The organism is Streptomyces sp. G-G2 (genome assembly GCF_030063135.1).
In the GTDB taxonomy this organism is placed as follows: domain Bacteria; phylum Actinomycetota; class Actinomycetes; order Streptomycetales; family Streptomycetaceae; genus Streptomyces.
On record NZ_JASISO010000001.1, the window covers coordinates 266,686 to 289,422 of the forward strand.

Consider the following 22,737-nt stretch of genomic DNA (forward strand, 5'->3'; position numbering starts at 1 on the left):
CATCCACTCATGTCATCCACTCATGGAGGTTCGACAAACGTGATCCGCAGAAAGCAGGCAATAGCGATCACCGCTGTGGTCGCAGCCCTGTCGCTGACCGCCGCGTGCGGTGGGGGCAAGAGCGATGACGGCGCGAAGGGCGGCTCCTCGACGGGCGCCTCCTTCGACGCCGCGACCAAGGGTGTCGTCAACGCGTCCGACAAGAAGGGCGGCGAGCTGAAGCTCTGGTCGCCCCAGGACGTCGACTACCTGGACCCGGCGCGCGCCTACTACGGCTTCGTCTGGAACATCCAGCGCCTGTACATCCGTCAGCTCCTGGCGTACGACAGCAAGCCGGGCAAGGACGGGACCAAGCTGGTCCCGGACCTCGCCGAGGCCCTGCCCGTGCTCAGCAACGACGGCAAGACGTACACGCTGAAGCTCAAGGACGGCGTGAAGTTCGAGGACGGTACGCCGATCACCTCGAAGGACATCAAGTACGGCGTCGAGCGCGTCTTCGCGCAGGACGTCCTCTCCGGCGGCCCGACGTACCTGATCGACCAGCTGGACCAGGGCCAGAAGTACCCCGGCCCGTACAAGGACACCGACCCCAACAAGGCGGGTCTCAAGTCGGTCCAGACGCCGGACGACAAGACGATCGTCTTCAACCTGGCGAGCGCCAACTCGGACTTCAGCTACCTGCTGGCCATGCCGTCCTCCTCGCCGGTCCCGGTGGCCAAGGACGAGGGCGCCAAGTACACCAACAAGCCCGTCTCCACGGGCCCGTACAAGATCGAGTCCTTCACCTCGGGCAAGGGCGCCACCCTCGTCCGCAACGAGAACTGGGACCCGAAGACCGACAAGATCCGCTCGGCCCTGCCGGACAAGGTCTCCTTCACGGTCACCACCAACCCGGACGACATGGACGCCCGCCTGCTCTCCGGCGACATCGACCTCGCCGTCGACGGCACCGGTGTCCAGCAGGCCGCCAAGAACAAGATCCTGCAGACCCCGGACCTGAAGAAGAACGCGGACAACCCCTTCACGGGCTACATCCGCTACATGGCCTTCCCGCAGACGGTCGCGCCGTTCGACAACATCGAGTGCCGCAAGGCCGTCATCTACGCGGCCGACCCGAAGTCGCTGCAGACCGCCCGCGGCGGCCCGACCAGCGGTGACCTCGGCGCGAACATGCTGCCGCCCGGCGTCCCCGGTGCCGACAAGTCCTACGACCCGTGGGGCCTGACCGCCGGTGCCCCGCAGGTCGACAAGGCCAAGGCCGCGCTCGCCGCCTGCGGCAAGCCCGAGGGCTTCAAGACCACGATCGCGGTCCGCAACAACCGCGCCCCCGAGGTCAAGACCGCCGAGTCGCTCCAGGCCGCACTGAAGGCCGTGAACATCGACGCCTCGATCGACCAGTACGACGGCAAGCTCTCCTCCTCCACGATCGGTTCGCCCGAGAACGTGAAGAAGAAGGGCTACGGCATCATCATCATGGGCTGGGGCGCCGACTACAACAGCGGCTCCGGCTTCCTGCAGCCGCTGGTGGACGGCTCGTTCATCCTGCCGAACGGCAACAACAACTACACCGAGCTGAACGACCCCGAGGTCAACGGGCTGTTCAAGAAGGCCGCCTCCGCCGCCACGCCGGAGGAAGCCGCGCCGCTCTACACGGAGATCAACAAGAAGATCATGGAGAAGGCGCTCTACCTTCCCATCAACTTCGACAAGGCGCTCATCTACCACAACCCGCGGTTGACGAACGTGTACTTCAACGACTCCATGGGCCGCATCGACCTCGCCACGCTGGGCGTCGTCAAGTAACAGTCGGCACGTGCCTTCACCGCACATGCGCTAGTCCGAAGGGCAGGTGAAGGCCGTTAGGCGGCGGCTGCCGTCCCCACAAGGGGCGGTGGCCGCCCGCCGGAGCGGCCGACTGCAGTGCTCGTCTACCTCATCAGGCGTCTGTTCAACGTCTTCGCCACGCTGCTGGTGGTCTCCTTGGTCACCTTCGGCATCTTCTTCGCGGTGCCGAAGATCACCGGGTCCGACCCCGCGCTCATGTACGCGGGACGCGAGACCAACGCGACCGCCCTGGCGGGCATCCGCGTGAAGATGGGCTTCGACAAGCCCATCTCCGAGCAGTACTTGCTCTTCCTCAAGGGAGTCGTGGCCGGTCGCGACTACGACTCCGGCGTGGAGAAGACGCACTGCCCCGCTCCGTGCTTCGGCTACTCCTTCAAGAGCGAGGCCCCGGTCTGGCAGCTGATGACCAGCCGCATGCCGGTCACCCTCTCGCTCGCCGCGGGAGCAGCCGTCATCTGGGTGCTCGCGGGTGTGGCCACCGGTGTGATCTCGGCGCTCAAACGCCGGACCGCCATCGACCGCACGGTCATGGTCGGCGCGCTCGCCGGTGTCTCGCTGCCCATCTTCTTCACCGGCATGGTCGCTCCGGCGATCTTCGTCTACGGCCTCGGCTGGCTGGACGTGTCCAACTACCGGCCGATCACCGAGGACCCGGTCGCCTGGCTCAACAGCATGATCCTGCCCTGGATCACCCTCGCCTTCCTCTTCGCCGCCACCTACGCCCGGATCACCCGCGCGACGATGCTCGAAGTCATGGGCGAGGACTACATCCGTACGGCCCGCGCCAAGGGCCTCACGGAGAGCGTGGTCATCCGCAAGCACGCTCTGCGCTCCACGCTCACCCCGATCGTCACGATGTTCGGCCTCGACCTCGGCGGACTCCTCGGCGGCGCGGTGCTCACCGAGACGACCTTCAACTTCCAGGGTCTGGGGACGGCGGCGGTCGCCGCCATCGGCCAGGGCGACCTCCCCGTGATCATGGGAATCACCCTGCTCGCCGCGCTCTTCGTGGTGATGGCCAACCTGATCGTGGACATGCTGTACGCCGTCATCGACCCGCGCGTGAGGCTGACGTGACCGAGAACCCTTCCCTCGTACCCCAGCAGGCCGGACCCTCGGATCCCGCCCGTGCCTTCCTCTCGGTTCGTGACCTCAAGGTCCACTTCCCGACCGACGACGGCCTGGTCAAGTCCGTCGACGGGCTCTCCTTCGACCTGGAGCGCGGCAAGACCCTCGGCATCGTGGGCGAGTCCGGCTCCGGCAAGTCGGTCACCTCGCTGGCCATCATGGGTCTGCACCGCACCGGCAACGCCCGCAGCCGCCCGCACATCTCCGGTGAGGTGCTGCTGGACGGCGAGGACCTGGTCCGGGCCAACGCCGACGACGTACGCAAGCTGCGCGGCCAGAAGATGGCGATGGTCTTCCAGGACCCGCTGTCCGCGATGCACCCGTACTACTCGGTCGGCAAGCAGATCATCGAGGCCTACCGGACCCACCAGGACGTCGACAAGAAGACGGCCCGCAAGCGCGCCGTCGAGATGCTGGACCGGGTCGGCATCCCCGAGCCGGACCAGCGCGTCGACTCCTACCCGCACGAGTTCTCCGGCGGCATGCGCCAGCGCGCGATGATCGCGATGTCCCTGGTCAACAACCCCGAACTGCTCATCGCGGACGAGCCGACGACCGCCCTGGACGTCACCGTCCAGGCGCAGATCCTCGACCTGATCCGCGATCTGCAGAAGGAGTTCGGCTCGGCCGTCATCATGATCACGCACGACCTCGGCGTGGTCGCGGAGATGGCCGACGAGATCCTCGTGATGTATGGCGGCCGCTGTGTCGAGCGGGGCACCGCGGAGCAGGTGTTCTACGAACCCCGGCACCCCTACACCTGGGGCCTGCTCGGGTCCATGCCGCGCATCGACCGCGACCAGACCGAGCGGCTCATCCCGGTCAAGGGCTCGCCGCCCAGCCTCATCAACATCCCCAGCGGCTGTGCCTTCCACCCGCGCTGCCCGTTCGCCGACGTACCCAAGGGCGGTATCACCCGCACCCAGCGGCCCGAGCTGGCCCTGACCAGTGCCGGTCACTGGTCCGCCTGCCACATGTCGCAGGAGGAGCGGACCCGGATCTGGACCGAAGAGATTGCGCCGAAGCTGTGACCGATACGACGGACATGAAGAAGACGGCGGACCGGGCGGCGGACCAGGCCGCGGGTGCGGCCGACGCGGCCGGGGAACCGCTGCTGAAGGTCACCGGCCTGGTCAAGCACTTCCCCATCCACAAGGGGCTGCTGCGCCGCGAGTCCGGGGCCGTGAGGGCCGTCGACGGCATCGACTTCGACGTCCGCCGCGGTGAGACCCTCGGCATCGTCGGCGAGTCCGGCTGCGGCAAGTCGACCATGGGGCGGCTGATCACCCGGCTGCTCGAACCGACGGGCGGCACGGTCGAGTTCGAGGGCCGGGACATCACGCACCTCGGCGTCGGGGCGATGCGGCCGCTGCGCCGCGACGTCCAGATGATCTTCCAGGACCCGTACGGCTCGCTGAACCCGCGCCACACGGTCGGCACCATCGTCAGCGCCCCCTTCAAGCTCCAGGGGGTCAGCCCGGAGGGCGGCCTCAAGAAGGAGGTCCAGCGGCTGCTCTCGCTGGTGGGCCTGAACCCGGAGCACTACAACCGCTACCCCCACGAGTTCTCCGGCGGCCAGCGCCAGCGCATCGGCATCGCCCGCGCGCTGGCCCTCAACCCGAAGCTGGTGGTGGCGGACGAGCCCGTCTCGGCCCTGGACGTCTCCATCCAGGCCCAGGTGGTGAACCTGCTGGACGACCTCCAGGAGGAGCTGGGGCTCACCTACGTGATCATCGCCCACGACCTGTCGGTCATCCGGCACGTCTCGGACCGCATCGCGGTGATGTACCTCGGGAAGATCGTCGAACTCACCGACCGGGACTCCCTGTACGCGGCCCCGATGCACCCGTACACCAAGGCCCTCCTCTCGGCCGTCCCGGTCCCGGACCCGCGCCGCCGGGGCGTCAAGAGCGGCCGCATCCTGCTCAAGGGCGACGTCCCGTCGCCGATCTCCCCGCCGAGCGGCTGCCGCTTCCACACGCGGTGCTGGAAGGCCACGGAGATCTGCGGCAAGCAGGAACCCCCTCTGGTAGCCCTGCAGCCGGGCCACCAGGTCGCCTGTCACCACCCGGAGAACGCCGACACTCCGGCGACGGCCGTATAACCCCGATCGCCGGCGAGGCCCCAGCCCGCCGGCGATCGAGGCGCGCTTTTCCAGCCCCTCCGGACACCCCCCCAGCCCCGCCGGCGTCTGAGGCGCGCTCTTCAGCCCCTCCTGGCATCCACAGCCCCGCCGGCGTTCGAGGCGCTCTTTCTCAGCCCCTCCGGCGATTGAGGAGCGGGGTCCGGGGCGGAGCCCCGACAGCGACCCGCCCGCCCGGCACCCCCCGGTGGCACGGCCCGCCGCCAGGCGCCCGGCACAATGGCCCGGTGCCCCACGATCTCTTCCCGCCCGGTGTCCAGCACGCCCTGGACCTCGCGGGCATCTTCGTCTTCGCCACCGCGGGCGCCCTGCTCGCGGTCCGCAAGAACTTCGACGTCTTCGGCATCGCCGTCCTCGCCCTGGTCACCGCCCTCGGCGGCGGCCTCCTGCGCGACCTGGTCATCGGCGCTGTCCCCCCGGCCGCCTTCGGTGAACTGAGCTTCTTCGTCACCCCGCTGGTCGCCGCCGCGCTGGTCTTCTTCCTGCACCCCGAGGTGCAGCGGATCAACCAGGCCATCAACGTCTTCGACGCGGCGGGCCTCGGCCTGTTCTGCGTGACGGGCACGACGAAGGCGTACGAGTACGGCCTCGGGCTCACCGCGTCGGCCGCGCTCGGCCTCGCGACGGCGGTCGGCGGCGGCGTGCTGCGCGACGTCCTGGTCAACGAGGTCCCGTCGCTGCTGCGCGACCGCGAGATGTACGCCGTGCCCGCGGTCATCGGGGCCGCGCTGGTGGCCGTGTTCATCGGCCTCGGCATGCTGAGCGCCGTGACCAGTGGCATCGCGATCGTGACCACGTTCGTGCTGCGGCTGCTGGCGATGCGCTACCACTGGCGGGCGCCGCTGGCCTGGAACCGCCGCTCGGCGGTCCCCGAGGAGCCGTAATCACAAAAGCTACCGCTTAGTAGTTACTGGAGGTACCCTCACCCCATGTCACAAGCAGCAGCGGCCCAGGCCTCCGGCCCAGGCCTCCGGCGCGGCCTCCGGCAAGGCCTCCGGCCCGGCTTCCATCGGCGACAGCGAGTTCGACCGCGACACCGCCGTCACCGCGCGGGCGGAGGAGCCCGGGGTCTACGACGCCGAGCTCTCCGCCGGGTGGACGATCATCACCGCCGTCAACGGCGGCTACCTGCTCGCGCTGGTCGGCCGGGCCCTCTCGGCGGCCCTGCCGCACCCGGACCCCTTCACGGTGTCCGCCCACTACCTGACCTCTTCGGTCCCCGGGCCCGCCGTGATCCGCACCGAGGTGGTCCGGGTCGGGCGCACCCTCTCCACGGGCCAGGCCTCGCTGTTCCAGTACGACGAGAACGGCGCCGCGGTGGAACGCCTGCGCGTGCTCGCGTCCTACGGCGACCTCGCGGCGCTGCCGGACGACGTCCGTACGACGGCCACAGCGCCCGTGATGCCGGGGTACGCCGACTGCCTGGGCGCCGAGGCCGGTCCGGCCCCGATCCCCGGCAGCTCCGCCATCGTCGACCGGCTCCGGCTCCGGCTGGATCCGGTCACCGCGGGCTGGGCGGTGGGCGCGCCGTCCGGCAAGGGCGAGATGCGGGCCTGGTTCGAACTCGCCGACGGGCGGGACGCGGACCCGCTGTCCCTGCTGCTGGTCGTGGACGCGCTCCCGCCGACCTCCTTCGACCTGGGCCTGATCGGCTGGACCCCGACGGTGGAACTCACCACCCACGTACGCCGCCGCCCCGCGCCCGGCCCGCTGCGGGTCGCGATCACCACCCGGAACCTGGCCGGGGGCTTCCTGGAGGAGGACGCGGAGGTCTGGGACTCCGCGGACCATCTGGTGGCCCAGTCCCGCCAACTGGCCCGCGCCCCCCGGGCAGCCACTGCCTGACGCGCGGCCCGCGCGGCGCCGCGCCGGGCCCCGGCCCGTCGGCCCCGGACCCCGGACCGGGGCTCCGGAGCGGGGTTCGGCGGTACCCGTGGGGTTCGGGGGAGCCGGGGAATCGTAGAATCGGTGAATCATGGCCTACCTCGACCACGCCGCCACCACGCCGATGCTGCCGGAGGCCGCCGCGGCGATGACCGCGCAGTTCGCCGCGACGGGCAACGCCTCCTCCCTGCACGCCGCCGGCCGCCGTGCCCGCCGTACCGTCGAGGAGGCCCGCGAGGCCTTCGCCGAGGTACTCGGCGCGCGCCCGAGCGAGGTGGTCTTCACCGCGGGCGGCACGGAGGCCGACAACCTCGCCGTGAAGGGCCTGTACTGGGCCCGGCGCGACGCCGACCCCGCCCGTACCCGGATCCTCGCCAGCCCCGTCGAGCACCACGCCGTCCTCGACGCCGTGCACTGGCTCGCGGAGCACGAGGGCGCCCGCGTCGAGTACCTGCCCGTGGACCGCTACGGCCGCGTGCACCCCGACGCCTTCCGCGAGGCCGTCGCGCGCGACCCCGACGACATCGCCCTCGCCACCGTGATGTGGGCCAACAACGAGATCGGCACCGTCATGCCGGTCCGCGAACTGGCTTCGACGGCAAGGGAGTTCGGCGTCCCGATGCATTCCGATGCCGTCCAGGCCATCGGTCAGCTCGATGTGGGCTTCGCCGACAGCGGCCTCGCCGCCATGGCCGTCAGCGGCCACAAGATCGGCGGCCCCTACGGCATCGGCGCGCTGCTGCTGGGCCGCGACCAGAGCCCCGTACCCGTCCTGCACGGCGGTGGCCAGGAGCGCCACGTCCGCTCCGGGACCCTCGACGTGCCCGCCATCGCCGCCTTCGCGGTGGCCGCCGTACTGGCCGTGGAGCGTCGCGAGACCTTCGCCCGTGAGGTCGGCGCCCTGCGCGACGAGCTGGTCGCGGCCGTATGCTCCGCGGTGCCCGACGCGATCCTCGGCGGCGACCCGGACGACCGCCTCCCGGCCAACGCCCACTTCAGCTTCCCCGGCTGCGAGGGGGACTCCCTGCTGCTCCTGCTGGACGCCCAGGGCATCGAATGCTCCACCGGCTCAGCCTGCACCGCGGGCGTGGCCCAGCCCAGCCACGTACTGCTCGCCACCGGCACCGCCCCCGACCTGGCCCGCGGCACCCTGCGCTTCTCCCTCGGCCACACCTCCACGGCGCAGGACGTCGCCGCCGTGGCCGCCGCCATCGGCCCGGCCGTCGACCGGGCCCGCAGCGCCGGACTGAGCTGACCGAGCTGACCGGACCGAGCTGACCGGCCGGGGGCCGGCCGGACTCAGGCGAGCAGCGCGCCGACCATGCGCAGATAGCGGTCCCAGTCCCAATACGGGCCGGGATCCGTGTGGTCGGCGCCGGGCACCTCGGAGTGGCCGAGCAGATGCGTGCGGTCGGCGGGTATCCCGTACCGGCGGCAGACGTCGGCGGCCAGCCGCGCCGAGGCGGCGTACATCGCCTCCGTGAAGTCCTCTCGGCGCGTGACGAAACCCTCGTGCTCGATGCCGACGCTGCGCTCGTTCATGGCGCGGCTGCCCGCGTGGAAGGCCACGTCCAGCTCGCGGACCAGCTGCTCCACATGACCGTCCTGGCGGACTATGTAGTGCGCCGAGGCCTTGTGCCAAGGGTTCTGGAAGGCCTCCACCGACGAGGCGAAATCGCCCTGGGTCACATGGACCACGATCCGGTCGATGCGGTAGTCGTCGGGCCGGTCGGCCAGCCGCCAGTTCGCCGGCGACGCCGCCGTCCAGCTCGCGCCCGCGTGATCCAGCGCACCTTCCTGACGCGGTCTGCGCACCCCCGGCAGCAGCCACCAGGCCCGGGAAATCTCGTCCCGGCCCGCCACCGCACCGGCCGCGACCAGCCCCAGTCCCCCCAGCAGTACCGCCCTGCGCCCCTTGAGGCCCATCCGAACCACCCCCCGCACCCGATAACGCGCCGTGGCCCCGCGCGGTTCCCCGTACCCTGGACGGTGCTATGACTGAGAACCTGCCGAGCACCCGCCCCCTTCGCGTCCTGGCCGCCATGTCCGGCGGCGTGGACTCCGCCGTCGCCGCCGCCCGCGCTGCCGAAGCCGGGCACGAGGTGACCGGTGTCCACCTCGCGCTGTCCGCGAACCCGCAGTCCTTCCGCACCGGCGCCCGCGGCTGCTGCACCATCGAGGACTCCCGCGACGCCCGCCGCGCCGCCGACGTCATCGGCATCCCCTTCTACGTGTGGGACCTCGCCGAACGCTTCCGCGAGGACGTGGTCGAGGACTTCGTCGCCGAGTACGAGGCGGGCCGCACCCCGAACCCGTGCCTGCGCTGCAACGAGAAGATCAAGTTCGCCGCGCTCCTCGACAAGGCCCTCGCGCTCGGCTTCGACGCCGTCTGCACCGGCCACTACGCCACCGTCGTGCTGAACGAGGATGGCGGCCGCGAGCTGCACCGCGCCTCCGACATGGCCAAGGACCAGTCGTACGTACTCGGCGTCCTCGACGAGAAGCAGCTCGCCCACGCCCTCTTCCCGCTCGGTGACACCCTCACCACCAAGGAGGAGATCCGGGCCGAGGCCGAGGCCCGCGGACTGGCCGTCGCGAAGAAGCCCGACAGCCACGACATCTGCTTCATCGCCGACGGCGACACCCAGGGCTTCCTCGCGAACCGCCTCGGCAAGGCCGAGGGCGACATCGTCGACGAGTCCGGCGCCAAGATCGGCACCCACGAGGGCGCCTTCGGCTTCACCATCGGCCAGCGCAAGGGCCTGCGCATCGGCCACCCGGCCGCCGACGGCAAGCCGCGCTACGTCCTGGACATCTCCCCGGTGAACAACACCGTCACCGTCGGCCCCGTCGAGGCCCTCGACGTCGGCGCCCTCACCGCGATCCGCCCGCGCTGGTGCGGCTCCACGGCCGCCGCCCCGGGCACCTACACCGCGCAGCTGCGCGCCCACGGCGGCGAGAGCGAGGTCTTCGCCGAGATGGTCGACGGAGAGCTGCGGGTGCGTTTCGCGGAGCCGGTCCGCGGGGTGGCCCCCGGCCAGGCGATCGTGCTCTACGACGGCACCCGCGTCGTCGGCTCCGCCACCATCGCCACGACCACCCGGGCGAGCGCGACAATCACCTCCTAAGACCCTGCTTGGCAATGCTTGCGTCAACGGCCGTTGCCCGTCACTGGCGTATCCCTGCGGAGGGCTTTAGGCTCCCTGGTACGGGTTACCCGTACAAAAATACCTAAGGCGGCAATCCTCGATCCGCCTCTCTGGGAGGTCGGCCGTGCTGCTCAGCTTCCGGGTAGCCAACCACCGGTCCATTCGGGACGAACAAGAGCTCTCTCTTGCCGCTACAGAGCTCAATCAAGGAACTGGTCGGGACAGCGGAGCCCGCTCCGACGGCAAGCCGTTGTCGGTGCTGCCCGTCGTCGGTATTTTCGGCGCCAACGGGTCTGGCAAGTCGAACGTCCTCGCGGGTCTGCGCTTCATGCGCCACGCCGTGCTCGATTCCCTGGCGGCGTGGGACCGCGAGCCCGGGGTCCCCAGAGAGCCGTTCGAGCTCGCTGACGAGGCCAGGGACGAGACCAGCCTCTTCGAGGTCGAGCTGCTGCTCGGCCGAGGCGAGAAGGTCCGGTACACCTACGGGTTCGAAGTATCCGACGACCGCGTAGAGAGCGAGTGGCTGCACGCGTACCCGTCCGGCCGCCGCCAGGTGTGGTTCGACCGGGAGGCCGGTCGTCCCGACGAAGAGGGAGGTGAGTTCCGGTTCCCCGGGGCGGGCCTGACCGGACGCAAGGATCTCAAGGAGATGCTGGTCGCCACGACCCGGAGCAACGCTCTCTTCCTCACCGTGGGTGCAGCCCTAAACCATCCCCAGCTGTCAGCTGTCCACCGCTGGTTCCGGGACAACCTGTGGTTGGTGACGAGTCACAGCGATGTGGCCGAGCGGACGTCCTGGACACGAGACCAGTTGGCCGACCGAAGCGATCAGGAGGAGCTGCGAGAACGGCTCATCACGCTTCTTGCGGCCGCAGACCTGGGTATCACGGGCATCGAGACCGACCCCGATACGGGGGATGTGCGACTCCTGCACCGCGGAGCTGACGGAACCTCTCGACCGCTCGACTTCTGGAAGCAGGAATCGCTGGGTACGCATGCCTGGTTCGCGTTCCTCGGGCCTCTCCTGCACATGCTCAAGCATGGTGGAGTCCTCCTCGCGGACGAGCTCGACTCAAGCCTTCACCCGCTGCTCGCAGCGGAGGTCATCCGCCTCTATCACGACCGGGAAGCCAATCCCGATCTCGCGCAATTGATCTTCACTACGCACGATGCGACCCTGCTCGGTCCGTCGGTCGTCGAGCGCCCGCTCGACCGGGATCAGGTGTGGATCACGTTCAAGGAAAGCAGCGGGGAGTCCGCCCTGTACCCGCTGATCGCGGCTCGCAAGGCCCGCAACGACGAGAACCTGGAGCGCCGCTACCTGCACGGCCACTATGGCGGCATTCCGCGCCTCGCCACCGGTGAGATCGCCCGCCAGCTCACGATGCTGGAAGAGCGCTTGGGTGGTCGGCCGGACTCGGAGCGGAAAGCGACGACGACAGCGTGAGCAGATCACCGAGCGACAGCAAGCGAGTGCGCCGGCGCAGGAGCCAGGACGACGCGGCCACGCCCGTGCGCCGGGATCTCTCCGGGTACTCCGACCAGTCGCACCGCGTGGTCTACATCGCGGGCGAGGGGGAGAAGACCGAGTCCGACTACGTCGCACTCCTCAACAGGGAGTACGGCAAACGGGAGGGTTTCTTTCTCCGTTTCTGCAAAGCGGGGGAGGGCCTGCGCCCTGACGAGGTCGTCGACCGGGTCATCGCCGAGGCGTCGAGTCCCGCCGATGAGAAGTGGGCCCTCTTCGACCGGGACAGCGAGGACCATCGCGACGTCGTGATTCCGAAGGCTATGAGCAGGGCGCGAGAGGCAGGTGTGCAAGTCGGCTTCTCGCATCCCTCGTTCGAGTTGTGGCTCCTGCTCCACTTCCGGCCGTTCACCAGTCAGGAAGATGGCCGTAGCGATGCGATCAAGGACCTGTTGCGCAAGCACCCGAAGGCCAAGGGCTTCGAGGAGTACGACGAGCATGCCGGTGAGCGGGGCAAAGGCCTGGCCGGACAACGCGGCCAGTCGCTCGTGGGCACGGAGAAGGACGCCGTGCGCAATGCGCGCAAGCTGGTGGGTAACTGCTCACACGGCGGCTGCTCCGCGAAGAACGCCAACCACGACAAGATCCCCGGCCCGCGTACGGAGACGCACGACGAGTGGACGCAGCGCTCTGGCCACGCCGCAGGCTGTGACCCGCTCAAGCGCGATCCCTCCACCGACCTGTGGCGACTGCTCACCAGCCTCGGCATCGGGAAGGAAGAGTTGTAGAGCTTCGGGTGCCGGCGATCGGGTCGAGGGTTTCCGTCCGGAGCCCCTACCCGACTACGCTGCCTGAGTTCTCCCGAAACTCCCGTGGCATACGAAGGACCGGTGCGTGGCCAGGATCACACTGCCCCAGCTCGAGCGGCATCTCTTCTCGGCCGCCGACATTCTGCGCGGCCGGATGGACGCCTCGGAGTACCGGGACTACATCTTCGGAATGCTGTTCCTGAAGCGCTCCTCGGACGAGTTCCAGCCCGAATGGGACCGTGTCTACGCGGAGGCCCTGGACAAGACCGGCGAGCGGGCGAAGGCCCTGGCGCGGGCCGACGACCCGGACAAGTACCCCCGGATCTTCTACGTCCCGCCGAGGGCCCGCTGGTGGAAGGGCCCACACGAGGACCCGGAGCACCCCGACCACCCCGTCCCGGGGATCTCCATGCTCACCGACAAAGTGGGGGAGAATCTCGACCAGGCGCTGGTGGCCCTGCAAGGCAGCCACCCCCGACTGGCCGGGGTCGCCTCACACATCTCCTTCAACGAGATCGTCGGCACCAAGCCCCGCTTCACCAACTCCGAGCTGCGCTCCCTCATCCGGCACTTCAGCCTCTACCAGCTCCGCAACGAGGACTTCGAGTTCCCCGACATGCTGGGCGCGGCCTACGAGTACCTGCTCGGCCGGTTCGCCGACTCGGCCGGCCAGCGCGGCGGCGAGTTCTACACCCCGCGCGAAGTGGTCCGGATGATGGTCCGCCTCGTCGACCCGGAGGCCGGAGACAGCGTCTACGACCCCTGCGCGGGCTCGGGCGGCATGCTGATCGCGGCCCAGGAGCACGTGGAGGAGCACGGCGGTGCCCCCGGCGACCTGTCGATCAACGGCCAGGACAAGAACGGCCCTTCCTGGTCCATGGCCAGCATGAACATGGTCCTGCACGGCATCCGTGAGTTCGACCTCCAGCACGGCGACACCCTCGCGGACCCGCTCCACCTCACCGAGGCCGGGCGGCTGCGGACCTTCACCAAGGTCCTGTCCAACCCGCCCTTCTCCCTGAACTACGACGCCGAGCTGGTCGAAGCGGCCGACGAGAAGCACGGTCGCCGGATGAAGTGGGGCGCGACACCGGAGAACGGCAAGAAGGCCGACCTGATGTTCGTCCAGCACATGGTCACCGTGCTGGAGGCGCGGGGCGTGGCGGCCACGGTCATGCCGCACGGCGTGCTGTTCCGCAGCGGCAAGGAGCGGGACATCCGTATCGAGCTGCTGAACGACGATTGCATCGAGGCAGTGATCGGCCTCGGCCCGAACCTCTTCTACGGCACCGGAATCCCGGGCTGCATCCTTGTGCTGCGACCGCCACACCGGAAGCGGGACCGGCTGGATAAGCAAGGCAAGCTGGAGAGGAGGGAGAAGCAAGTCCTCTTCATCAACGCCGACCGGGAGTTCCGTGCGGCGCGCAACCAGAACGAGCTCGGTCCCGAGCACGTCGAGAAGCTGGTCACGGTCTTCAAGGGATGGCGGGAGGAGCCGGGCTATTCGCGCGTGGTGAGCGTGGAGGACTTGCTGGCCGCCGATGCGAACCTGAACATCCGCCGCTGGGTGGACAACTCCCCGCCCGCCGAGCCGCAAGACGTACGGGCACACCTGTACGGGGGCGTCCCGAAGGCCGAGATCGAGGCGAAGGCCGGCCTGTTCTCCGCGTACGGGGTCGATGCCTCGGGCCTCTTCGCGGACCGCGCGGGCGATGAGGAGTACGTCGACTTCCTCCCGGAAGGCCCGGACGCGACGGCTGAGCGCATTGGGGGTCTGGCGGCCCCCAAGGAAGCGCTTCTGCGCAAGGCGTACGAGGAGTGGTGGGCGAAGCAGCCCGCCCACTTCACGGCGCTGGGCGAGGACCGGCGGCTGATGGTGCTGCGCGAGCGGCTCGTGTCCGGCTTCACCGAGGCGGTCGGCGGGGCGGGCGTACTGGACGAGTACACGACCGCCGGCATCCTGGCGGACTGGTGGACGCTCACGCGCTACGACCTCAAGGCGCTGGCCGCCGGCGGGTACGAGCGAGTACTAGACGGCTGGGTCGACTCGGTCGAGACGATGGTCGAACCGGTCATGCCGGACGTGGAAGACGCCGATTCCGGCCCTGGACGCACGCGCGGCCGGGCGAAGACCTCGGTGACCGCCGCCGACCGGCGCCGTGCGCTGGACCAGCCGGTGGTCCGGGCGCTGATCCCGGAGTTCCTGGATGAGGTCGCCCGCGCGGACGCCGCCGTCGCGGTGGCGGACGCCGCGTACAAGACGGCACTGGAGAACCTGGCCGCGGCCCAGCCCCCGACTGCGGATGGGGATGCGGACGGGGAGGACGAGCCGGAGGAGCGCACCCCGGTGACCCCGGAGGAGCTGGCCCGCCTGGAGGAGGTGGTCACGCGTCGCCGCAAGGAGCGCACGGCGGCGTCGAAGAAGCGCTCGGCGCTGGACGCGTGCTTCCTGCCGAACCTGCGCGCGGCTGCCGAGGTGGCCAAGTCCTCGGAGGGCGGAGCGGAGCGGGTGGTCCTGGAGGTCCTGGACGCCGACCTGTCGGCTCGCCTGGAGGCGGCCGTCGCCTCGGGCCGCCGTGAACTGATCGCGGCCTTCCGCCGCTGGGCAGAGAAGTACGCGGTCTCGCTGGAGGCCCTGGAGGCGGACAGCGCGGGCGCGGCGGGGGAGTTCGGGGACTGGCTGAAGGAGCTGGGCTATGCGCGGTGAGGCGGGTGCGGGTCTTACGCAGGTCGAACTTGGCTCACTGTTGCGGGCCGTTGAGGCGGGCAAGAGTCCGATGGCCGACGATGTGCCGGCTGGCCATGGTGAGTGGGGTGTGCTCAAGGTCAGTGCAGTTCAGTCCGGCCAGTTTGTGGCGCGCGAGAACAAGGTCGTAAGCGATGCGTCGCTGATCCAGCCGAGGTACGAGGTGCGGCCCGGTGACCTGATCATGACGCGGGCCAATACCGAGGAATTGGTTGGGCTTGCCTGTGTCGCCGTGGCACCTCCGCAACGGCTCATGCTGAGCGACAAGACCCTCCGTCTTGTTGTGGACGAGTCCGTGGCCGACCCGGCGTTTCTGGCTCTCGTACTGGCGCAACCTTCTTTGCGCCAGCGGATCCGCTCCCTTGCCACGGGCACGAGCGGAAGCATGAAGAACATCGGACAGGCCCAGATCCGCCAATTGCCTGTGCCGGATGTTCCGCTCGATGAGCAACGCCGAATCGTGGCGGCCCACGAGGCGGTCGAGCGGCGTATCGCCGCTTTGGAGCGGGTCCGGGTCAAGTTTGAGGTAGCAGAGGCCGCGCTCTCTGCTGAAGTCCTCTCCAGCGGCGCGGGCAGCTGGCCGACCGTGTGCTTGGAGACCGTCGCGACCGTGGCCGCCGGTGTGACCCTTGGTTCCGAGCCCACAGGCGACGGGACGATTGAGTTGCCCTACCTCCGGGTGGCCAACGTGTTGGACGGAAGTATCGACACGACCGATGTGAAAACCGTCCGGATTCTGCGTTCCCAGTACGACCGGTACGCCCTGCGCGCCGGGGACCTGCTGCTCACGGAGGGGGGAGACCTCGACAAGCTCGGCCGCGGGGCGGTCTGGGACGGCAGGCTGGACCCGTGCCTGCACCAGAACCACGTTTTCCGCGTCCGCTGCGACGAGGAGATGTCCCCAGACTTCCTGGAGTTGTACACGTCCTCACCGGCGGGCCGCGCGTACTTCCAGAGCGTCGGCAAACAGACGACGAACCTGGCATCGATCAACTCGACGCAGGTCAAGGGTATGCCGCTTCCCCTCCCGCCGCGTGCGGAGCAGGACCGACTCCTCGGCCCGGTACGGGGGGTGCGAGCACGCATTGCCACGCTGGGAAAGCAGGTCGAGAAGCTGCGCGTGGTACAGCGGGGCATGACAGAGGACATGCTGACCGGCCGGGTGCGGATGCCGGGACACTGGCGGGCGTCCTGGTCAGCTAGGCCTACCGCCCAGCTCGGCGTTCCGTACGCCTGAGACGAACGCCGTCAGGGCGGCTCGGCCGAACGTGATCACTTGGTCCGGGAACACGCTGTCCCGGACGGCGACCTCGAGGTCGCCCCAAGTGGCGAGTTCCACGCATGCGTTGCCGGAAGCCTCGGAGTACGAGGACTTGAACCACTCCAACTCGGGCAAAGGTGGTACCTCTTACAGATTTCCGGAGATTTCCAGGATGAGATCCCTCGACTCACTGGGATTCAACGCCACCTGTTCGACCAAGTCCAGCCGCCGACGGAAGTTGGCCAGTTGCGTCGGTGAGTCGAAGAAGACCGCACCGATAGGGGAGTCCACCTCGACCGTGTCCAGGTGCGGGTTCGCGGCCGAGACGTACATCATCGTGTCACCAGCCATGGGAAAGCCTTCTGCGGTGAAGGGGATCACGAGCAGGCGGACATTGGGGCGTTCGCTCTCCTCAAGAAGGCGGCGCAACTGTTCTTTGGCGACTCGGCGTCCGCCGGTACGCATGCGGAGGGCGGCCTCATGGATCAGCCCCACGTACGGCACGCCCGGAGTCCCGGCGATAACGATGTGTCGAGCCAGGCGCTGGGCGATGCGCAACTCGACTTCCAACCGGGGCAACGCGGGAACGAAGAGGTCGAAGAGGGCGCGGGCGTGGTCCTCTGTCTGGAACAGGCCTGGGATGTGGGCTGTCTGGAGTGTCCTCAGACTGTGGGCGTGATGCTCCAGTTCCGCCACGTCCAGGAAGTCCGACGGAATCTTGCCCCGGTACTCGTCCCACCAGCCCTTCTTGCGCCCTCCGGTCATCGCGGCCAGAGAGTTGATGAGCTCGGGGTTGTCGCACTCGTAGATGCTCGCAATGCGGCGTAGACGTTCCTCGCTGATGCCGAATCGACCCGCTTCGATGTTGGAGATCATCGTGCGGTCCGCACCCAGACGCTCGGCAGCTGTCGGCGCGGAGATGCCGGCGGCATCGCGTAGGCGACGCAGCTCGGCACCGAATCGGCGCTGGCTGATGGTGGGGTAGTGCCTGGGTGCCATGGGTCAACTCCTCGCTCGCGCGCACAGTTTGCCTAAGCCTGAGTCCGGCCGTCCAGCAAAACTGAATACATGACCCGTTTTAGTGAAGTAGGTAGCACGGGTTTTAGTGATGACGCTAGCGTGTGAGGTAAGCCACAAGGCCCGCCCGCCCCGTGTCAGCGGAAGCGCACCGACAGCCCAACTCCCCCCAGGGGAAACGGCGTCGGCACAGCCACCGCCCCGCACGCACGGCGACCCCGGGTCGCCCTGGCCGACCGACACCGTCACGCCGCACATGGAGGTGCCCGCGTGAAACCGGAATCATAGACCACCCACGCCGACAGCGTCAGTCCCAGCCCCGCACCGCAGCCGATTCCCTTCGTCGGGCCCTGGGAGTACGAGCTCCACTTCCCGCGCGACCCCCGCGCCCCCGGGATCGCCCGTAGCACCCTCCGCGTCGTCCTCGCCACGCACGGGCTCGACGAACTCACCGACCGGGCCGAGTTGCTGGCCTCGGAGCTGGCCACCAACTCCGTCCGTTACACCAAGGGCCCCGCCTCCGTACGGCTGCGCTGGGCACACCCCGTACTGCGGATCAGCGTCTCCGACACCAGCCCGGTGTTTCCGCTGTCGCTCCGGCCGCCAGCGGGACAGGCTGACGAGCAGGGGCGGGGGCTGGCCATACTCGATCTGCTCGCCGATCACTGGGGCGGCTGCTGCCTGGACGAGGTTCTCTTCGGGGTCGGCGGGAAGACCATCTGGTTCGAACTGAAACTGGAGGAAGGCCCTCCGGCATCCCCGCCCCCGGCCGCCGCCTCCCTGGCGGCCTGACCCCCGGACCTGTCCGCGCCCGTAGGTAGAGTGGCTCCTACCCCTGTTCGCAGGGGTGGGGTGCGACGTATGGCTACGGGCGGGGAGACCGGGGATGGGTCAGCCGGAGTACGACGAGGTCGAGAAGCCGCTCATCGGTCAGTTGACCGCCATGGGGTGGCCGTATCTTCAGGGTGCGCCGCCCGGCGAGCCAGCGACTGATCCAGCCCTCTCAGGTCGCGACTGGTTCACGGAGGCCGTCTACGCGGAGCGGTTCCGCACGGCCGTCGCGCGGATCAACCCTCGCCCCGACGGAACCCCGTGGCTCACGCGGGTGCAGTTGGACCACCTCCTCGATCTGCTCCTCGGCACGGTCCCCGGCCAGGGCCTGGCGGGCCGGGGAGTGGCGGGGAACATCGACGTGACCCGGACGCTGCGGGAGGGCGTCAACGCGCGCCTTCTGCCCAGCTGGACCAAGGGTGATCCCGAGCATGTTCGGCTCGTGGACTGGGCGGGGGAGTTCGATGGCGGGGACGCCGGTACCGGTAACGACCTGCTGGCCGTCTCCCAGTTCCGGGTGGAACGCTCCGGCGCGGGCGCCGTCACCCCTGACGTCGTGCTGTTCGTCAACGGGCTGCCCTGGGTGGTGATCGAGTGCAAGGCGCCGCCGGTGGCCAAGGCGGACACGCGCTTCGCGCTCGACTGGGCCGTCGAGGACGTCATCGGTTACGCGGGCGCCGAGGCCCGGGAGCCCGTCGCCGAGTTCGTACGGTTCGCGCAGGTGCTCGTGGCCACTGATCGCGACCACGCGGAGATGGGGACGGTCAGCTCGGAGGAGGAGCACTTCGCGCCGTGGCGCACCGTGTTCCCCGCCCGACAGGAGACCGTAAGGGGGGAGGCCGGGGTACCCGAGGCCCGGGAGCTCACCGCTCAGGAGACCCTGGTCGGCGGGGTGCTGCGGCCGGCGCATCTGCTGACCCTCGTACGGGACTTCACCACCGAAGCGGGCCGTGGACCCCGTACCGTCAAGGTAATCGGCCGCTACCCGCAGTTCCGTGCCGTGCACAAGCTCGCCGCCAGCCTGCGGGCCAGGCGCAAGGCCCTGGCCGAGGGGCGGGACGTCGACCAGCGGGGCGGGGTGACCTGGCACACCCAGGGCTCCGGCAAGTCCCTCACCATGGCGTTCCTCGTCCGGCACCTGCGCAGCAGTCCCGACCTGGCGGGACACAAGGTCGTGGTGGTGACCGACCGGAGGGATCTGGAGAAGCAGATCCGCAAGAGTCTCGCCGCGGCAGACGAGAAGATCTACCGCGCGCAGGATGTCCGCCGCGCACGCCGATACCTCGGCATCGAAGTCCCCGACGTCGTCATGGTCATGCTCCAGAAGGCACGCCGGGACGACTCCGCCGATGACGGCCGGGACGAGGTGCTTGCCACGGACCCCGAGGGCCGGGACCGGGTCCACAACCGGGTGGCGAACGCGAGCTCCGACATCGTCGTGTTGATCGACGAAGCGCACCGGGGTCAGAGCGCCTGGCAGCACGCCCGGCTGCGCGCCATGCTGCCGAATGCCGCGATGGTCGGCTTCACCGGCACTCCGATCATCAGTCGGGCCCGGAAGACCACCCAGGAGATCTTCGGCGCGTACGCCGACACGTACACCCTGCGGGACGCCGAGCGGGACGGTGCGGTCGTTCCCGTGCGCTACGAGGCGCACGAGGCGAGCTTGGAAGTTGTCGAGAAGGCCGCACTCGACGCGGGGTTCGACGAGAAGGTCCCCAGCGACCCGGAGCAGCGGCGCCGGGTGCTTCGCAAGTTCGGACGTAGGAAAGAGGTCCTCGAATCACCGTCCGTGATCGCCGAGAAGGCTGATCACATGGTGCGGCACTGGGCGCGGACTGCCATGCCGGATGGGTTCGGCGCCCAGGTGGTAGCCGTGTCGCGGCGTGCCGCCGTCACCTACCGCGAGGCCCTGATGGAGGCCCTCCGCCGGTTGGTCGCCGAACTGGACAGGCTGAGTGGCGACACTCTGTACGACCCGGCGGCCTCCGCTGATGACGTCGATCTCCTGGGCCTGCTGCGGCACCGGAACCTTCTCGCCTCCATTGACGCCGCCGCGGTGATTTCCAAGTCACCGAAGGGAGGCAAGGCCAAGGATCCCAAGGAATGGGAGCCGTGGACCGGGCACACCACTCAGGCGAAGAACATCGAACAGTTCAAGCGCGGCGTGCCGGTCGTCGACCTGTTCGACCTGGGTCCCGATCCGTCGTGGACCGCTGCCACGCACGGGCAGCCGATGTCCGCGGCCCCTGCCGGCCCGAGTGGTTCGGCGGGTGACCCGTGGCACAAGGAACCGGCGCCCGCCCCGGCCGCTGGGGGACGGGGAGTCAAGGAGGCCGCCGACCGTCACCTGGGCTTCATCGTCGTGACCTCCATGCTGCTCACCGGGTTCGACGCCCCTGCGGAACAGGTGCTCTACCTGGACCGCCCCCTCTTCGGCGCAGGCCTGCTCCAGGCGATCGCCCGGACCAACCGCCCATACGCCAAGAAAGAATGGGGCCAGGTGGTCGACTATGTAGGCGTCGGGCCCGAACTGGCCAAGTCGATGGCTGACTACGAGCAGGCTCATCTGCGTGAGGTGCTCGGATACGAAGATGTGTCCTTTGACCACCTCGATCCCGAGCAGAAGGAAAAGCAGAAGGAAAAGCAGAAGGAAAAGCAGCCCACGAAGGACCGGATGTGGCTCCAGACCGACGCGGCGGCCGAAGCGCTCCTCGGTGACCTGCGTAAGAAGCTCGGTGACTTCCTGGCAAGCCTGGGAGTCGGCGAACTTGCCGAGGAGCCACAGCGTGAAGATCTGCTCGCCGCGCTGGACGACCCGCTGCTCAGGGGGGAGTTCGATGAGCTGGCCCGAAACTTCCTCAATGCCCTTAACGCGGTGCTGCCCCGTCCTGCCGCCCTCGACTACGAGCGGTTCGCCCGGCGCCTCGGGGAGGTGCAGTACCTCGCCCGGGTCCGTTACCTCGACGGGCGCGACCAGTTCAGCCCCCGCCGTTACGGGGCGAAGGTGCGCGCCCTCATCGCCGAACACCTCAGGGCCACCCGTATCACCGAGCGCATTCCGTCGGTGGAGCTCAGCGCACCGGACTTCATGGAGCGGGTCAATGCCAACAGCGACCCCCGGGCGAAGATCTCGTATCTGACCAGCCGGATTCACACGCACATCACCGCGCGGCTGGACTCGGGCGCCACCGGGTACGAGAAGTTCAGCGTCCGGCTGGAAGCCGTAGTGCAGCAGATGGGCCAAGACTTCGCGCAGGCGGCAGCAGCCCTGGCCAGCCTGGCTCAGGAGATCACGGACGAGGAAGGCGGGCGGGCGCAGGACTCGGGGTCCGGACTCGACCCGTGGACGGAGCAGCTGGTGTACAGCCTGCTGGCCGAGAAGCTGGTCGTGGTGGGCGGGACCCCGCTCTCGGAAGGGCTGGACCTTTTCCAGGCGGCACGCGAGGTCACGTGGAAGATTTCCGGCCTGGTCCGCTCTCCGAACTTCGCTACGCTCCCCGATGCCCGGGAGCGGGTCCGGAAGGTGCTGCGGATCTACCTGGAGGACGAGCTCGACCTGGACTGGGAAGTGACAGGGCCCGTGGCGAGCGGGTTGGTGAAGATCGCACTGCACTGGCACGGGGACTTCCTGCGCTACGAGCCACGGCGGGAGAGCTGAGGCTCCGCGTCCGGATTGTCCGGGCCGGGTGATAGGAATGCCCGGTGAGCACCTCCGTCCAGCTGGCGATCGCCTCGCTCCCCGTACCCGAGGAGTGGATCTGGCGCGTCGTGTCCCGGCCCCGGCGCCGGACGCTGGGTATCGAGGTCACACCGGACGGGGAAGTGGTCTTCGCCGTTCCGGCGGACGCGGAACCCAGGGCTGTGGCCGATGCGGTGCGTTCACGGCTTCCGCGACTCGCGGAAGAGGTCCGGCGCCGCCGCCTACGCCCGGCTGAGCCCGTCAAAGAGCTCGTGGGAGGCAGCAGCTTTGCCTACCTCGGACGCAGGTACCGGCTTCTGCCGGTACCCGTCGGGGAAGGTGCGGGCGTGCGCCTGCGGGCGGGGTGGCTGGAACTTCCCGGCCCTGATACGCCTGATGCGGGGGCGCGGGCCCTGGCAGGTTGGTACACCGAGCGGGGGCAGCGCTGGCTGGCCGCCCGGATGGCTCCCATCGCCCTGCGGATCGGTGTGCGCCCCACTCGGATCATCGTGGACGACCTGGGGACACGATGGGGCGCATGCCATCCGGGGGGCCTGATCACCGTTCACTGGGCAGTCATGCAATTGCCTGTGGACTTGATCGAGTTTGTCCTTGTCCATGAGCTCTGCCACATGAGAGAGCCGGGTCATGGTCCGGCCTTCCGGTGTGAGATGGGCCTGGCCCTGCCCGACTACGAAGCCCGCGAGGCGTGGTTCACGGAAGAGGAACCTTTTCTCTGGCGCGGAGCCGTCAGATAGCCGGGCCGGCTTCCGC

Annotated in this window: 18 protein-coding genes; 15 read left to right on the plus strand and 3 right to left on the minus strand. The window is 69.1% G+C overall.

Annotated features, from left to right (window positions below; translation table 11 throughout):
• Window positions 1-9 precede the first annotated feature (9 nt).
• The 7 genes from QMF80_RS01195 to QMF80_RS01225 all read left to right on the plus strand — a co-directional run bounded on the left by QMF80_RS01195 (window position 10) and on the right by QMF80_RS01225 (window position 8,255).
• Window positions 10-1,803 carry an ABC transporter substrate-binding protein gene (locus QMF80_RS01195; RefSeq protein WP_283448709.1) on the plus strand — a complete coding sequence of 598 codons (1,794 nt, stop codon included), beginning with the start codon at window positions 10-12 and terminating at the stop codon, window positions 1,801-1,803.
• A gap of 117 nt (window positions 1,804-1,920) precedes the next feature.
• Entirely contained in the window at window positions 1,921-2,922 is a 1,002-nt protein-coding gene (locus QMF80_RS01200) for an ABC transporter permease (RefSeq protein ID WP_283448711.1), read from the plus strand.
• Window positions 2,919-4,004 carry an ABC transporter ATP-binding protein gene (locus QMF80_RS01205; protein ID WP_283448712.1) on the plus strand — a complete coding sequence of 362 codons (1,086 nt, stop codon included), beginning with the start codon at window positions 2,919-2,921 and terminating at the stop codon, window positions 4,002-4,004. Before QMF80_RS01200 ends, QMF80_RS01205 begins: the two co-directional genes overlap by 4 nt.
• A 14-nt stretch (window positions 4,005-4,018) precedes the next feature.
• Window positions 4,019-5,077: an ABC transporter ATP-binding protein gene (locus tag QMF80_RS01210; protein ID WP_283448828.1), complete on the plus strand. Its 1,059-nt coding sequence runs from the start codon at window positions 4,019-4,021 to the stop codon at window positions 5,075-5,077.
• 266 nt (window positions 5,078-5,343) lie between these two features.
• Window positions 5,344-6,000 (plus strand): trimeric intracellular cation channel family protein, encoded by a 657-nt coding sequence (locus QMF80_RS01215; protein WP_283448714.1) that lies wholly within the window; start codon window positions 5,344-5,346, stop codon window positions 5,998-6,000.
• Between the two features lie 124 nt (window positions 6,001-6,124).
• Entirely contained in the window at window positions 6,125-6,961 is an 837-nt protein-coding gene (locus QMF80_RS01220) for a thioesterase family protein (RefSeq protein WP_283448829.1), read from the plus strand.
• A 130-nt stretch (window positions 6,962-7,091) separates the two neighbouring features.
• On the plus strand, window positions 7,092-8,255 hold the full coding sequence (locus QMF80_RS01225; protein ID WP_283448716.1) for a cysteine desulfurase family protein: 1,164 nt from the start codon (window positions 7,092-7,094) through the stop codon (window positions 8,253-8,255).
• 44 nt (window positions 8,256-8,299) lie between these two features.
• On the opposite strand, the gene QMF80_RS01230 is transcribed toward QMF80_RS01225, so the two are convergent.
• Window positions 8,300-8,926: an N-acetylmuramoyl-L-alanine amidase gene (locus tag QMF80_RS01230; protein WP_283448718.1), complete on the minus strand. Its 627-nt coding sequence runs from the start codon at window positions 8,924-8,926 to the stop codon at window positions 8,300-8,302.
• A gap of 68 nt (window positions 8,927-8,994) precedes the next feature.
• Here QMF80_RS01230 and mnmA point away from each other — a divergent pair, with 68 nt between their 5' ends.
• The 5 genes from mnmA to QMF80_RS01255 all read left to right on the plus strand — a co-directional run bounded on the left by mnmA (window position 8,995) and on the right by QMF80_RS01255 (window position 16,409).
• Window positions 8,995-10,128, plus strand: coding sequence for a tRNA 2-thiouridine(34) synthase MnmA (gene mnmA / locus QMF80_RS01235; RefSeq protein WP_283448720.1), 1,134 nt, complete (start codon window positions 8,995-8,997; stop codon window positions 10,126-10,128).
• Window positions 10,129-10,273: 145 nt separating this feature from the next.
• Window positions 10,274-11,596: an AAA family ATPase gene (locus QMF80_RS01240; RefSeq protein ID WP_283448722.1), complete on the plus strand. Its 1,323-nt coding sequence runs from the start codon at window positions 10,274-10,276 to the stop codon at window positions 11,594-11,596.
• A complete protein-coding gene (locus QMF80_RS01245; protein WP_283448724.1) occupies window positions 11,593-12,405 on the plus strand; it encodes an RloB family protein in 813 nt (270 codons plus the stop codon). Before QMF80_RS01240 ends, QMF80_RS01245 begins: the two co-directional genes overlap by 4 nt.
• A gap of 106 nt (window positions 12,406-12,511) precedes the next feature.
• Window positions 12,512-15,133, plus strand: coding sequence for a type I restriction-modification system subunit M (locus QMF80_RS01250; RefSeq protein WP_283448726.1), 2,622 nt, complete (start codon window positions 12,512-12,514; stop codon window positions 15,131-15,133).
• The gene (locus QMF80_RS01255; protein ID WP_283448727.1) at window positions 15,123-16,409 is read left to right on the plus strand and encodes a restriction endonuclease subunit S; all 1,287 of its coding nucleotides are present in this window, start codon (window positions 15,123-15,125) and stop codon (window positions 16,407-16,409) included. The genes QMF80_RS01250 and QMF80_RS01255 overlap by 11 nt, the downstream gene beginning before the upstream one ends.
• On the opposite strand, the gene QMF80_RS01260 is transcribed toward QMF80_RS01255, so the two are convergent.
• Both QMF80_RS01260 and QMF80_RS01265 read right to left on the minus strand, forming a co-directional pair.
• Entirely contained in the window at window positions 16,368-16,511 is a 144-nt protein-coding gene (locus tag QMF80_RS01260; protein ID WP_283448830.1) for a DUF397 domain-containing protein, read from the minus strand. The genes QMF80_RS01255 and QMF80_RS01260 overlap by 42 nt on opposite strands.
• A gap of 69 nt (window positions 16,512-16,580) precedes the next feature.
• Window positions 16,581-17,432, minus strand: a complete 852-nt coding sequence (locus tag QMF80_RS01265) for a helix-turn-helix domain-containing protein (protein WP_283448729.1) — start codon at window positions 17,430-17,432, stop codon at window positions 16,581-16,583.
• A 351-nt stretch (window positions 17,433-17,783) separates the two neighbouring features.
• Between QMF80_RS01265 and QMF80_RS01270 the strand changes: the two genes are divergently transcribed.
• The 3 genes from QMF80_RS01270 (at window position 17,784) to QMF80_RS01280 (ending at window position 22,721) form a co-directional block, all read left to right on the plus strand.
• Entirely contained in the window at window positions 17,784-18,242 is a 459-nt protein-coding gene (locus QMF80_RS01270; RefSeq protein WP_283448831.1) for an ATP-binding protein, read from the plus strand.
• 94 nt (window positions 18,243-18,336) lie between these two features.
• Window positions 18,337-21,942, plus strand: coding sequence for a type I restriction endonuclease subunit R (locus QMF80_RS01275; RefSeq protein WP_283448730.1), 3,606 nt, complete (start codon window positions 18,337-18,339; stop codon window positions 21,940-21,942).
• A gap of 44 nt (window positions 21,943-21,986) precedes the next feature.
• Window positions 21,987-22,721: a M48 family metallopeptidase gene (locus QMF80_RS01280; RefSeq protein WP_283448731.1), complete on the plus strand. Its 735-nt coding sequence runs from the start codon at window positions 21,987-21,989 to the stop codon at window positions 22,719-22,721.
• Window positions 22,722-22,737 lie beyond the last annotated feature (16 nt).